A 12607-nucleotide genomic window follows, 5' to 3' on the forward strand; every position below is an offset into this window, starting at 1 on the left:
GGCTGAAAGGCTCAGGGTTTGACCCGACTGGCAAACGTTTGCGCAAACGTTTCCCTCGATTAACATCGGGGCCCCCGGCACAGACCGGCGTTCCGCTCTGACCCCTCATTTCAGGAGACATCCACCATGAAGTTCACCCGCCGTACCCTGCAAAGCGCTGCCGCATTGACCTTGCTGGGCGCCATCGCCGGAACGCCCGCCTTCGCACAGGACAAGCCGAAGGTCGCGCTGGTCATGAAGTCGCTGGCCAACGAGTTCTTCCGCACCATGGAAGACGGCGCCAAGGCGCACCAGAAGGCCAACGCCGCGCAGTACACGCTGGTGGCCAACGGCATCAAGGACGAGACCGACACCGCCGCCCAGATCAAGATGGTCGAGCAGATGGTGGCGCAGAAGATCAACGCGCTGGTCATCGCGCCCGCCGATTCGAAGGCGCTGGTGCCGGTGATCAAGGCCGCCATCGACAAGGGCATCCTGGTCGTGAACATCGACAACCGGCTGGACGCCGACGCCCTGAAGGAAAAGGGCATCCAGGTGCCCTTCGTCGGCCCCGACAACCGCGCCGGCGCCAAGCTGGTGGGCGATGCGCTGGCCAAGGAGCTGAAGTCGGGCGACAAGGTCGGCATCATCGAAGGCGTGTCGACCACCTTCAATGCGCAGCAGCGCACGCTGGGCTACCAGGACGCCATGAAGGCCGGCGGCATGACCGTGGTCGGCGTGCAGTCGGGCCAGTGGGAAATCGACAAGGGCAACACCGTGGCCGCCGGCATGATGCGCGAGCACCCCGACCTGAAGGCCCTGCTGGCCGGCAACGACAGCATGGCGCTGGGCGCCGTGGCCGCCGTCAAGGCCGCGGGCAAGACCGGCAAGGTGCTGGTGGTGGGCTACGACAACATCGGCGCCATCAAGCCGATGCTGAAGGACGGCCGCGTGCTCGCCACCGCCGACCAGTTCGCCGCCAAGCAGGCCGTGTTCGGCATCGAGACCGCGCTGAAGGCCATCGCCGACAAGAAGAAGCAATCGGAAATGCCGGCCGAAGTGAAGACCGACGTGGTGCTGGTCACCAAGCCGTCCAAGTAAGCCATTCCGCTCCCCTCTAAAAAGAAGAAGACCTCGTTTTGACCGCCGCACCCGACGCCGCCATGAATCCGCCCTTACCCACCGCCGTGCTCGCCCTGAGCACGGTCGGCAAGGACTACGCGGCGCCGGTGCTCGACGGCGTTTCTCTCGAGCTGCGCGCCGGCGAAGTGCTGGCGCTCACGGGCGAGAACGGCGCGGGCAAGAGCACGCTGTCGAAGATCGTCTGCGGGCTGGTGCAGCCCACGCGCGGCGGCATGCTGCTCGATGGCCAGCCCTTCGCGCCGGCTTCGCGCCGCGACGCCGAGCGCCTGGGCGTGCGCATGGTCATGCAGGAACTCGGCCTCGTCACCACGCTGTCGGTGGCCGAGAACCTGCTGCTCGACCGCCTGCCGCACAAGAGCGGCTGGATCCGCCGCGCCACGCTGCACGAGCTGGCCGAGCGCCAGCTCGCCAAGATCGGCCTGGACGGCATCGACCCGGCCACGCCGGTGGCGCGGCTGGGCATCGGCCAGCAGCAGATGGTGGAAATTGCGCGCAACCTGCAGGACGACACGCGCGTGCTGGTGCTCGACGAGCCCACCGCCATGCTCACGCCGCGCGAAACCGCCCACCTGTTCGAGCAGATCGAGCTGCTGAAGCTGCGCGGCGTGGCGATCGTCTACGTGTCGCACCGCCTCGAAGAACTGCAGCGCATCGCCGACCGCGTGGCAGTGCTGCGCGACGGCAAGCTGGTCGACGTGCGCGCCATGGCCGGCGTGCGCGAATCCGAACTGGTGCAGCGCATGGTCGGGCGCGCGGTGCACGAGCACGAAGGCCGCGCGCGCCGCGTGGCGGGCCCGGTGCTGCTGAGCGCGCGCGGCATCGGCCGGGCGCAGGTGGTGCGCGACGTCGATCTCGAGCTGCGCGCGGGCGAAGTCATGGGCCTGGCCGGCCTGGTCGGCTCGGGTCGCACCGAGCTCGTGCGGCTGCTGTTCGGCGCCGACCGCGCCGACCGCGGCGAGGTCGTGCTGCACGACGGCACGCCCGCCGCGCAGCCCGTGCGGCATGCGCGCAAGGGCTGGCGCTCGCCGATGCAGGCCATTCGCGCGGGCATCGGCCTCGTGACCGAAGACCGCAAGTCGCAGGGCCTGCTGCTCACGCAGCCGATCCGCGTCAACGCCACGCTGAGCGACCTGGGCGCGATCTCGCATGCCGGCTGGCTGCGCCGCACCAAGGAGCGCCAGATTGCCCGCCGGCTGGTCGAGCTGCTGCGCATCCGCTCGCGCAGCATCGAACAGCCCGTGTCCACGCTCAGCGGCGGCAACCAGCAGAAGGTGGTGTTCGCGCGCTGGCTGCACCGCGAATGCAAGGTGCTGCTGCTCGACGAACCCACGCGCGGCGTGGACGTGGGCGCACGCGCCGACCTGTACGCCGAACTCGACCGCATGACCGACGCCGGCAAGGCGCTCCTGATGGTGTCCAGCGACCTGCGCGAGCTGATGGCCATGTGCGACCGCATCGGCGTGATGAGCGCCGGCCGGCTGGTCGCGGTGTTCGAGCGCGGCGAATGGAGCGAACAGTCGCTGCTCGCCGCCGCCTTCAGCGACGCCACGGGCCGCGTGCCCGGTTCCCCGGCGGATTCCACCGCCCCTGCCCCGACTTCTGCCGACGCATGACGACCATGAACGCCGCCTCCCCTTCTTCTTCCGCTGCCACCAGCAAGCCGCCGTCCGCACTCAAGGGCCAGCTCGGCACCTACCTGGGTCTGACCGTCGTGCTGCTGGGCATGATCGCGCTCTTCGGCTCGATGAGCGAATACTTCCTCACGCGCGAAACCTTCATCTCCATCGCCAATGAAATCCCGGCGCTGGCCGTGATGGCGGTGGGCATGACCTTCGTGCTGATCATCGCGGGCATCGACCTGTCGGTGGGCTCGGTGCTCGCGCTGAGCGCGGCCGTCACGGCCGCCGCCATCCTCGAATGGAAGCTCTCGGTGCCGCTGGCCGCGCTGCTGGGCCTGGCCACCGGCCTCATCTGCGGCACGGTGACGGGCGCGGTGTCGGTCGCGTGGCGGCTGCCCAGCTTCATCGTCTCGCTGGGCATGCTCGAAGCCGTGCGCGGCGGCGCTTACCTGGTCACCGACTCGCGCACGCAGTACGTGGGCGACGCCATCTCGGGCCTGGCCGCGCCGTGGATCGGCGGCATCTCGGCCGCCTTCGTGCTCGCGGTGGTGCTGGTGGCCGTGGGGCAGCTGGTGCTCACGCGCTCCGTGTTCGGTCGCCACGTGGTGGGAATCGGCACCAATGAAGAAGCCATGCGCCTGGCGGGCATCGACCCGCGGCCGATCCGCATCATCGTCTTCGCCGTGACCGGCCTCTTGGCCGGGCTCGCGGGCCTCATGCAGTCGGCCCGCCTCGAAGCGGCCGACCCGAACGCGGGCGTGGGCATCGAGCTGCAGGTGATCGCGGCCGTGGTCATCGGCGGCACCAGCCTCATGGGCGGGCGCGGCTCGGTGGTCAACACCTTCTTCGGCGTGCTGATCATCGCGGTGCTCGAGGCCGGCCTGGCGCAGGTGGGCGCGAGCGAGCCGAGCAAGCGCATCATCACGGGCGCGGTGATCGTGGTGGCCGTCATCATCGACACCCTGCGCCAGCGCCGGGCCGATCGTCGACTGGCTTGAGAAGGTGTGAACGAACCCGCCATGCCCGCTCATCCCACCCAGACACGGCCCCTCTGCGTTGCAAATGCTCGCCATAGCCCAAGCTATGGCTGCGCTTTGCGCCTTGAGGGGACGCGCCTGGGCGGGCTGCTCGGCCACGCCGGATTCATTCACACCTTCTGAGCCTCAAGGAACCCACACAACCATGGCCACCATCAAGGACGTCGCCCTCCAGGCGGGCGTTTCCGTCACCACCGTGTCGCACGTCGTCAACGACACGCGCCACGTGAGCGCCAAGGTGCGCGAGCGCGTCGAGCTGGCGATCCGCGAGCTGGGCTACGTGCCCAACGCGATGGCGCGCAGCCTCAAGAGCAACACCACCTCGACGCTGGGCATGCTGATTCCCAACAGCTCGAACCCCTACTTCGCCGAGATCGTGCGCATCGTGGAAGACCGCTGCTTCGGCGCCGGCTACACGCTGGTGCTGTGCAACACCGACGACGAGCCCCGGCGCCAGAGCGTGTACCTGCAGGTGCTGGCCGAGCGCCGCATCGACGGGCTCATCGTGGTGTCGACCGGCGCCGACGAAGACGACTCGCTCGCCACCCAGCTGCGCGGCCTGCGCATTCCCACGGTGCTGGTCGACCGCGAGATCGCCGACCCCGCCTGCGACCTGGTGGAAACCGCCCACATGCAGGGCGGCCTGCTCGCCGTGCGGCACCTGCTGTCGCTGGGCCACAAGCGCATCGCCTGCATCGGCGGGCCGCTGGGCGTGACCTCGAGCGAGCAGCGCATCGAAGGCTGGCGCATGGCGCTGGCGGAGACCGGCTCGACGCCGAACGCCGACGCGCTGCTGTGGCGCGGCGGCTTCACCAGCCAGGGCGGCTACGAGGCGATGCACGCCATCCTGCGCACCGAGCAGAAGCCGTCGGCCGTGTTCGTGTGCAACGACCTGATGGCCATCGGCGCGCTGCGCGCCGCGCATGAAAGCGGCGTGCGCGTGCCCGACGAACTGTCCATCGTGGGCTTCGACGACATCGAACTGTCGGCCTACACCAGCCCACCGCTCACTACCGTGGCCCAGCCCAAGGAGCGCATCGGCGCGCTGGCGGTCGACATGCTGCTGGAACGCATGGGCGGCAAGCGCCGCGACGCGCGCAAGGTCGTGCTGCAGCCCGAGCTGCGCGTGCGCGCCTCGACCGCGCGCCACGCGGGCTTTCGCGAAACCGGCGTGACGCCCGCCGCCTCCCCCACCGCCACATCTTCCAAGTCCCGCACCTCGTGAGCCTTCAGCCTCTTTCTTCCTCCACGCCACCGCGCATCGTGGTGCTCGGCAGCCTGAACATGGACATCGTGCTGCGCGTGCCGCACGCGCCGGCCGCGGGCGAAACCCTGCTGGGCCGTTCGATCGACGCCATCCCCGGCGGCAAGGGCGCCAACCAGGCCGTGAGCTGTGCACGCGAAGGCGCGCAGGTGCAGATGATCGGCTGCGTGGGCGACGACGCGCATGGCGCGGCCCTGCGCGATGCGCTCGCGCGCGACGGCATCGACACCGCCGCGCTGCGCACCGTGGCGGGCGAGCCGACCGGCACGGCGCTGATCCTCGTGGAAGACAGCGGCCAGAACCGCATCGTGATGATTCCCGGCGCCAACGCGCGCGTCGCCATCGACGAGGCCTCGCTGACGCAGCAGGTGCAGGGCGCGGCCTTCCTCGTCGCGCAGTTCGAGACCCCGATGGACCAGGTGGCACGCGCCATCAACGCCGCGCACGACGCGGGCTGCGCGGTGATGCTCAACCCCTCTCCGGTGCAAGCCATCGCCGAGGCGCTCTGGCCCCGCATCGACACGCTGGTGGTCAACGAGATCGAGGCGCAGACCCTGTCGGGCCAGAACGCCGACAGCCCCGAAGAAGCAGCGCAGGCCGGCCAGGCGCTGCGCGCGCGCGGCATCGCCCGCGTGGTCGTGACGCTGGGTTCGCGCGGCGCCGTGGCGGTCGACGCCGACGGCGCGCGCCACCATCCCGCGCCGAAGGTGCAGGCGGTCGACACCACCGCCGCCGGCGACACCTTCCTGGGCGCACTCGCCGTGGCACTGGGCGAAGGCCAATCCTTCGACGAGGCCGTGCGCCTGGGCATCCGCGCCGCCGCGCTGTGCATCCAGCAGCCCGGCGCCCAACCCTCCATCCCACTGCGCGACGCCGTGCTGCGCAGCCCCCTGCCCCCCGACTGGATCACGCTGTGAAACGCTCTCCCCTGCTGCACGCCGAACTCTCCCACGTGATCGCCTCGCTGGGCCACGGCGACATGCTGGTGATCGGCGACGCCGGCCTGCCCATTCCCGACGGCCCGCGCCGCATCGACCTGGCCGTGGCGCGCGGCGTGCCGGGGATCACCGATGTGCTGAAGGCGGTGCTGTCCGAGATGCAGGTGGAAAGCGCGCTGATCGCGCGCGAGGCGCTGGAGCCCTTGCCTGCCGGCACGCTGCCCGCGTGGTGCGAAGGGCAACTGGGCGTGGTGCCGCAGGTCATCTCGCACGAAGAACTGAAGCGCGTGAGCGCGCGCGCCAAGGCCGTGGTGCGCACGGGCGAATGCACGCCCTACGCGAACATCATCCTGGTCGCGGGCGTCGCATTCTGAATGGGCCTCGACGCCTCGGTCCGCTGCAACTGCTGGGAACGTGGCCTGACCCGGCCGACGCCCCTGGCATCGCGCATCGCCATCGACGAAGAGGGCTACCCCGCGCTGAAGGACGAGGACGACCCGGACTTCGGCGTGTTCTGGGAGTGGCTTCAGACATGCTGCGTCCACCCGAGCATGGAACAAGCCTGCGAGCACCTCGCGAACTGGTACGGCTATCGGGAGTTTCAGCACGCATTGCACCAGGCAGGCGGTGCCGAGCACTTTCCGACGCTGTTCGACAACCTGCCAGAGGCGAATGGCGGTCTGGCACCCGCCGCCGTGGCACCGCGCATGCTCGCGGAGCTGTCGGATTTCGAACAGTCCGCGCGCTTCGGCCAACGCTTCGTGCTGTTGGACTCGACCTCGGGCGATGAACTGCGCAGTGCCTCAGCGTCGCACCAGTTTGTGCTGACGTCCGAACTGCGTCTGGGCGTCGATGCCGAGGGCTTCTTCGTCGTGTCGGGAGACGCCGAGGTGCTGTTTCGCAGCAAGCGCTTCACGCAGGCCCTGCTGGCGCCCGAAGGATCGGACCCGGTCAGGTCGGGCCCTGCGCTTTTGACCGATCTGGATTCAGGCAGGCGCTTTCGCTGCGCGCTTGCGATGCCCGGCTCCGCCATTGCCTGGCCAGACGGTCGCATGCAGAACGATGCCGGACAATTTCGCTCCAGCTACCCGACGGCGGTTCATTTCGAGAGGCGCGACCACACGAGTGCCGACTTCAATTACATCGTCGAGCCGCTTCGAGTTTTGTGCAAAGCAGCCATCGAAACGGGAAATCCGATTCGCTGGTCGTAACGACCACGGCGCTTACTCGAACCTGTAGTTCGCGCCCACCACCTGCCCCACCTTGAGCATGTGCTCCACGCCCTGCACCACGATGCAGTTCATGCCGAAGGTGATGCCGCCGTCCACGCGCGCGTCGGCGCGGTAGGTGCGCAGCATGTCGCCCACCTCGGGGCTGCTGAGCGCGGTGGCCGGGTCGATGTCGGGAATGGGGCAGCGCGTGCAGGGCTTGACCGGGCGCAGCTCGGCCTCGCCTTCGCCGGTGGTGACGTGCAGCGCGTCGACCCGGTCTTCGTCGTGCGACTCGATGCCGGCCAGCACGATGTTCGGGCGGAAGCGCTCGATGCCGACCGGGCCGTGGCCCGCCGCCGCCAGGCGCTCGTTGAGTTCGGCGATCGAGCCTTCGCTGGCCACCAGCAGCGGAAAGCCGTCGGCGAACTGGTTCAGCGCCTCGACGCCGTCGGTCCACTTCAGGCTCGACAGGCGCTGGTGCTCGGGGTCGAAGCGCACCAGGCGCAGCGTCTGCGGCTTGCCGGGCTCGGAAAGAAAGTCGCTGAACCACTGGGCGGCGATGTCGCCCATGTCGTAGGCCGCCACCTCGTCCTTCCACACGCGCACGCGCACCGGCTGCTCGACGCGGTCGAAGGCCAGGTGCAGCGCCAGCATGCCGGGCGCGCGCAGCACGACCTCGGTGTGCTTCATCTGCGGCTGGATGAGCGCCATGCGCGGCAGCTGCCGCTGGGTGACGAACTCGCCCTGCGCGTCGACCACCATCCAGGCGCGGTCGAACTCCAGGCCGGTTTCGGTGAGCAGCATCTCGTCGAGCTCGACACCGGCGCACGACTTGACGGGGTACACGAACAGGCGGGCGATGGTGGCCTGGAGATCGAAAGCGGACGGCTGCGACACGGTGGGGGTTCCTTTGAAATCGCTGGGCATTCTCCCGCATGAACGGGTATCGGCGCCCGTGCGCGAGGCAACTCCTACAATCATCCGATGGCCCTTTCCCCCGAAGTTTGTATCCGCGGCGCCGGCATCGTCGGCCGCACGCTGGCGCTGCTGCTGGCGCGCGAACGCGTGCGTGTCGCGCTGGTGGTGCCGCCGGCCCCGCCGGCCAAGGAAGACATCCGGGCGTACGCGCTCAACGTGGCGTCCCGCACCCTGCTCGAATCGCTGCGCGCCTGGCCCGACACGGCCCATGCCACGCCGGTGCACGAGATGCAGGTGCACGGCGACGACGGCGGCCGCGTGCAGTTCAGCGCCGCGCGCCAGAAGGTCGAGGCCCTGGCCTGGATCGTCGACGTGCCCGCGCTCGAGCAGCAACTGGCCGACGCGGTGCGCTTCCAGCCCCTGATCGACGTGGTGACCGAGCCCGTGGCCGCGCCGCTGACGGTGGTGTGCGAAGGCAAGGCCAGCGCCTCGCGCGCCGCGCTGGGCGTGAGCTACGAGGTCACGCGCTACCCACAGCACGCCATTGCCGCGCGGCTCGAGGCCGCGCACACGCACGACGGCATCGCGCGCCAGTGGTTCAACGACCGCGGCGAGGTGTTCGCCCTGCTGCCGCTGGGCGGCGTGCACGGCAAGACGCTGGCGCTGGTGTGGTCGGTCGACCAGCTGCGCGTGCCCGAACTGGTCGCGCAAGGCGCCGAAGAATTCAGCGCCGCCGTGAGCGAAGCCAGCCACGGCGAGCTGGGCTCGCTGCGGCTCACGAGCGAACGCGCCGTGTGGCCGCTGTCGCGCGCCATCGCCGACCGCTGGTCGGGTGCGATGCCCGGCCAGCCCACCCAGTCCTGGGTGCTCGCGGGCGACGCCGCGCACACGGTGCATCCGCTGGCGGGCCAGGGCCTGAACCTCGGCCTGGCCGACGCGGCCGCGCTGGCCGACGTGATCCGCACCCGCGACTACTGGCGCAGCGTGGGCGACGCCCGCCTGCTGCGCCGCTATGAACGCGCCCGCCGCGCCGACGTGCTGCAGATGAGCCTGGCCACCGACGGATTGCAGCAACTTTTCTCGCACAACCTGGGTCCACTGCCTGCGTTGCGCAACTGGGGCATGCGCGGTTTCGACCGCACGCGCTTCGTGAAGCACTGGATCACCGCACAAGCCATGGGCCTGAAGTCCTGACGCCCCGCGCCCACCAGCCCTCCACCTTTTTCCCGAAACCTTCCCGATGACCTTCGTCCGCCACCTTCTCGTCGCCGCCTGCGCGCTGCTCACGCTCTCCACCGCCGGCGCGGGCGAGGCCGAGATCCGCAAGAACCTGCCGACGCACATCCCGCAGCTGCCGCCCATCGAGGAAGTCACCAAGACGCCCGTGCCGGGCCTGTACGAAGTGCGCGTCAACGGCAGCCAGATCCTGTACACCGACGAGCAAGGCGGCTACCTGCTGCAGGGCAGCCTGATCGACGCCAAGACCCGCCGCAACCTCACCGAAGAGCGCGTCGAGAAGCTCACCGCCGTCGCCTTCGACAAGCTGCCGCTGAAAGACGCCATCAAGATCGTGCGCGGCAACGGCAAGCGCAAGGTCGCGGTCTTCGAAGACCCGAATTGTGGCTACTGCAAGCGCTTCGAGAAAGACATGAAGAAGGTCGACAACGTGACCGTCTACATGTTCCTGTACCCCGTGCTCGGCCCCGATTCGACCGCCAAGTCGCGCGACATCTGGTGCAGCAAGGACCCGGGCAAGGCCTGGGCCGACTGGATGGAAGGCAACGTCAAGCCCGCCGCCGCAGCCACCAGCTGCAACGTGACGGCGCTGGAGCGCAACGTGGAGTTCGGCCGCAAGTACAACATCACCGGCACGCCCACGCTGATCTTCACCGACGGCAGCCGCGTCCCGGGCGCGATCCCCGCCGAGCAGGTCGAGAAGCAGCTCGCCGCTGCCAACTGATCCGATGGCGACGACCTCCGCTTCCCGGCGCGCAGCCGCGGCTGCAACCGCCACGCCCGCTGTGCATTGCCGCGTCGAGTGCGCCGACCTGCATGCGCGCCTGTTCGCCGTCACGCTGACCATCGCCGCGCCCGCCGCGCAGCAGCGCGTGGCGCTGCCGGTGTGGATTCCGGGCAGCTACCTCGTGCGCGAGTTCGCCAAGAACCTGCAGGGCCTGCGCGCCACGCAGGGTCGCCGCAAGCCGGTGCTGACGCAGCTGGACAAGTGCAGCTGGCAGATCGACTGCGTGCCGGGCCAGCCGCTGGTGCTGCACTACCAGGTGTGCGCCTACGACAACTCGGTGCGCACCGCCTGGCTCGACGCCACGCGCGGCTTCTTCAACGGCACCAGCGTCTGCCTGCGGGTCGAAGGCCAGACCGAGGCGCCGCACGCGCTGGAGATCGTGCCGCCAGCGCTGCCGGCCGACGCCGCGCGCTGGTCGTGCGCCACCGCGCTCGTGCCGACGAAGGCCGACAAGCACGGCTTCGGTAGCTACCGCGCCGCCGGCTACGACGAACTGGCCGACAGTCCGGTCGAGATGGGCGCCTTCTGGAGCGCCGAGTTCGACGCCTGCGGCGTGCCGCACCGCTTCGTGATCGCGGGCGCCGCGGCCTCGTTCGACGGCGAGCGCCTGATTGCCGACACCAAGGCCATCTGCGAAGCAGAGATCCGATTCTGGCACGGCGACAAGGCGGGCAAGCGCGGCGGCCCCAAGCTGCCGATCGACCGCTACGTGTTCATGCTCAATGCTGTGGACGACGGCTACGGCGGGCTCGAGCACCGCCACTCCACCGCGCTCATCTGCAACCGCCGCGACCTGCCGCTGCGCGGCGAAAAGAAGAAGCAGCCCGAGGGCTACACCACGCTGCTGGGCCTCATCAGCCACGAGTACTTCCACACCTGGAACGTCAAGCGCATGCGCCCGGCAGAGTTCGCCAGCTACGACTACAGCCGCGAGAACTACACGCAGCTGCTGTGGTTCTTCGAAGGCTTCACGAGCTACTACGACGACCTGCTGCTGCGCCGCGCCGGCCGCATCGACGACGCGGCGTACCTGCGCCTGCTCAACAAGACCATCAACCAGGTGCTGCAGACGCCCGGCCGGCTCGTGCAGCCGGTGGCCGACGCGAGCTTCGACGCCTGGGTCAAGTACTACCGCCAGGACGAGCAGACGCCCAACAGCACCGTCAGCTACTACACCAAGGGTGCGCTGGTGGCGCTGTGCTTCGACCTCACGCTGCGCCAGGAAGGCAAGGGCACGCTCGACGACGTGATGCGCCACCTCTGGACGCACAGCAACGGCGGCCCGATCAGCGAGGCCGACATTGCCGCCGCGCTCGAAGCCGTGGGCGGACGCTCGTATGCCCCCGAGCTCGCGCGCTGGGTGCATTCGACCGACGAACTCCCGCTGGCCGACCTGCTGCGCGCGCACGGCGTGGCCACGCTCGACGATCCCTCGCAGCCGGCGCAGGCCCTCGGGCTGCGCGTGGCCGAAACCGGCGGCAGCGTGCAGATCAAGGTGGTGCTGCGCGGCGGCGCCGCCGAAAAGGCCGGCTTCTCGGCCAACGACGAATGGCTCGGCATCGAGCTGCCGGCCGTCGGTGGTCGCGGCAAGGGCACGTCGCAACCCGCGCAGGCCTGGCGCCTCACCAAGCTCGACGACCTGGCGCTGTACCTTGGCGATGCCACCAAATGCACCGCCCTCGTCGCGCGCGACCGCCGGCTGCTGCGCCTGCCGCTCACGCTGCCGACGGGCTCGACCACGTGGCGGCTGTTCTCGCACGACGCGGCCAAGATCACGGCCTGGCTCGCAGCCAAGCCTTGATTTCTTCCGTTCAGGCCGGGTGATCGATGGCTGCCGCCAGCGGCGGCCGCACGAACAGCATCGGCTGCGGCTCGCCCACCAGCACGCAGGGCTTGCCAGTGCGGCGGCAGTGGTCCTGCACGCGCCAGTAGGCGCCGTGGCTCACGCAGCCGGTCTGGCAGATCACGAGGTCGGCGGCGCGCAGGCCCGCCTCGAGCGCCGCGGGGTCGTCGGCCTCGTCGCCGCCGTCGTGGTGCAGGTAATGGCCGCCGGCAATCTCCACGAGCTGGCGCGCCAGCGAAGGCGCCTCGGGCGCCGCCTCCGAACGGCCGACGCACAGCACCGACTTGGCCCGCAGGTCGGCCGGCACCTGCGGCCCCGGCGGCAAGGCATGGTGGCGCCGGCCGCCCGGCGCCAGCAGCGCATGCAGGCGCTGGGGCAAGGCGCTGCCCTTGGCGGCGCGCGCCGCCAGTTCCTCGCGCACGATGGCAATCGCCGAGTCGCGCGCCACCAGTGCGCCGCGCAACCGCACGATCTGCGCCTCGAGCCGCTCGACCCGGGCGGCCTGCTCCATCAGCAGGCGCGAGCAACGCTCCTGCACCCGGGCATAGGCCCGCAGCAACACGGCATGTTCTTGCATCGGGAAGTCCATGGCGGTCATTCTAGATGAGAACAATTCTCAAATGAAACACCCG

The 12607-nt window shown here is 69.7% G+C and carries 12 protein-coding genes; 10 read left to right on the forward strand and 2 right to left on the reverse strand.

Going from position 1 to position 12607, the window contains the following annotated elements; genetic code table 11:
* Positions 1 to 126: 126 nt before the first annotated feature.
* The 7 genes from AC1RGU_RS20700 (at position 127) to AC1RGU_RS20730 (ending at position 7191) form a co-directional block, all read left to right on the forward strand.
* Positions 127 to 1080: a sugar ABC transporter substrate-binding protein gene (locus AC1RGU_RS20700; protein ID WP_492697699.1), complete on the forward strand. Its 954-nt coding sequence runs from the start codon at positions 127 to 129 to the stop codon at positions 1078 to 1080.
* Between the two features lie 62 nt (positions 1081 to 1142).
* A complete protein-coding gene (locus AC1RGU_RS20705) occupies positions 1143 to 2735 on the forward strand; it encodes a sugar ABC transporter ATP-binding protein (protein ID WP_492697747.1) in 1593 nt (530 codons plus the stop codon).
* Between the two features lie 5 nt (positions 2736 to 2740).
* Positions 2741 to 3739, forward strand: coding sequence for an ABC transporter permease (locus AC1RGU_RS20710; protein WP_307696999.1), 999 nt, complete (start codon positions 2741 to 2743; stop codon positions 3737 to 3739).
* Positions 3740 to 3923: 184 nt separating this feature from the next.
* Positions 3924 to 5003 carry a LacI family DNA-binding transcriptional regulator gene (locus AC1RGU_RS20715; RefSeq protein WP_492697701.1) on the forward strand — a complete coding sequence of 360 codons (1080 nt, stop codon included), beginning with the start codon at positions 3924 to 3926 and terminating at the stop codon, positions 5001 to 5003.
* On the forward strand, positions 5000 to 5959 hold the full coding sequence (rbsK, locus tag AC1RGU_RS20720; protein ID WP_492697703.1) for a ribokinase: 960 nt from the start codon (positions 5000 to 5002) through the stop codon (positions 5957 to 5959). The genes AC1RGU_RS20715 and rbsK overlap by 4 nt, the downstream gene beginning before the upstream one ends.
* Positions 5956 to 6354 (forward strand): D-ribose pyranase, encoded by a 399-nt coding sequence (gene rbsD / locus AC1RGU_RS20725; protein WP_159279327.1) that lies wholly within the window; start codon positions 5956 to 5958, stop codon positions 6352 to 6354. The genes rbsK and rbsD overlap by 4 nt, the downstream gene beginning before the upstream one ends.
* Positions 6355 to 7191, forward strand: coding sequence for a hypothetical protein (locus AC1RGU_RS20730; protein WP_492697705.1), 837 nt, complete (start codon positions 6355 to 6357; stop codon positions 7189 to 7191).
* A gap of 12 nt (positions 7192 to 7203) precedes the next feature.
* Here AC1RGU_RS20730 and AC1RGU_RS20735 read toward each other — a convergent pair whose 3' ends face one another.
* Complete coding sequence (locus AC1RGU_RS20735; RefSeq protein ID WP_307638010.1) at positions 7204 to 8088, reverse strand: MOSC domain-containing protein; 885 nt, start codon at positions 8086 to 8088, stop codon at positions 7204 to 7206.
* 87 nt (positions 8089 to 8175) lie between these two features.
* Here AC1RGU_RS20735 and AC1RGU_RS20740 point away from each other — a divergent pair, with 87 nt between their 5' ends.
* Genes AC1RGU_RS20740 through AC1RGU_RS20750 form a run of 3 tightly spaced genes read left to right on the forward strand, consistent with a single transcriptional unit; the run spans position 8176 to position 11933 of the window.
* A complete protein-coding gene (locus AC1RGU_RS20740; protein WP_492697707.1) occupies positions 8176 to 9303 on the forward strand; it encodes an FAD-dependent monooxygenase in 1128 nt (375 codons plus the stop codon).
* 46 nt (positions 9304 to 9349) lie between these two features.
* The gene (locus AC1RGU_RS20745; RefSeq protein WP_070062774.1) at positions 9350 to 10069 is read left to right on the forward strand and encodes a DsbC family protein; all 720 of its coding nucleotides are present in this window, start codon (positions 9350 to 9352) and stop codon (positions 10067 to 10069) included.
* Between the two features lie 4 nt (positions 10070 to 10073).
* Positions 10074 to 11933, forward strand: coding sequence for a M61 family metallopeptidase (locus tag AC1RGU_RS20750; protein ID WP_492697709.1), 1860 nt, complete (start codon positions 10074 to 10076; stop codon positions 11931 to 11933).
* A 10-nt stretch (positions 11934 to 11943) separates the two neighbouring features.
* On the opposite strand, the gene AC1RGU_RS20755 is transcribed toward AC1RGU_RS20750, so the two are convergent.
* Positions 11944 to 12552: a DUF2325 domain-containing protein gene (locus AC1RGU_RS20755; protein WP_492697711.1), complete on the reverse strand. Its 609-nt coding sequence runs from the start codon at positions 12550 to 12552 to the stop codon at positions 11944 to 11946.
* Positions 12553 to 12607 lie beyond the last annotated feature (55 nt).

The sequence above is a fragment of the Variovorax sp. GW823-FHT02B07 genome (assembly GCF_058797695.1).

Excerpts from the sequence above, each read along its gene's own strand:
- AC1RGU_RS20700 (WP_492697699.1), top strand. The coding sequence starts at position 127 with ATGAAGTTCACCCGCCGTACCCTGCAAAGCGCTGCCGCATTGACCTTG.
- AC1RGU_RS20705 (WP_492697747.1), top strand. The coding sequence starts at position 1,143 with ATGAATCCGCCCTTACCCACCGCCGTGCTCGCCCTGAGCACGGTCGGC.
- AC1RGU_RS20710 (WP_307696999.1), top strand. The coding sequence starts at position 2,741 with ATGAACGCCGCCTCCCCTTCTTCTTCCGCTGCCACCAGCAAGCCGCCG.
- AC1RGU_RS20715 (WP_492697701.1), top strand. The coding sequence starts at position 3,924 with ATGGCCACCATCAAGGACGTCGCCCTCCAGGCGGGCGTTTCCGTCACC.
- AC1RGU_RS20730 (WP_492697705.1), top strand. The coding sequence starts at position 6,355 with ATGGGCCTCGACGCCTCGGTCCGCTGCAACTGCTGGGAACGTGGCCTG.
- AC1RGU_RS20740 (WP_492697707.1), top strand. The coding sequence starts at position 8,176 with ATGGCCCTTTCCCCCGAAGTTTGTATCCGCGGCGCCGGCATCGTCGGC.
- AC1RGU_RS20745 (WP_070062774.1), top strand. The coding sequence starts at position 9,350 with ATGACCTTCGTCCGCCACCTTCTCGTCGCCGCCTGCGCGCTGCTCACG.
- AC1RGU_RS20750 (WP_492697709.1), top strand. The coding sequence starts at position 10,074 with ATGGCGACGACCTCCGCTTCCCGGCGCGCAGCCGCGGCTGCAACCGCC.
- AC1RGU_RS20755 (WP_492697711.1), bottom strand. The coding sequence starts at position 12,552 with ATGCAAGAACATGCCGTGTTGCTGCGGGCCTATGCCCGGGTGCAGGAG.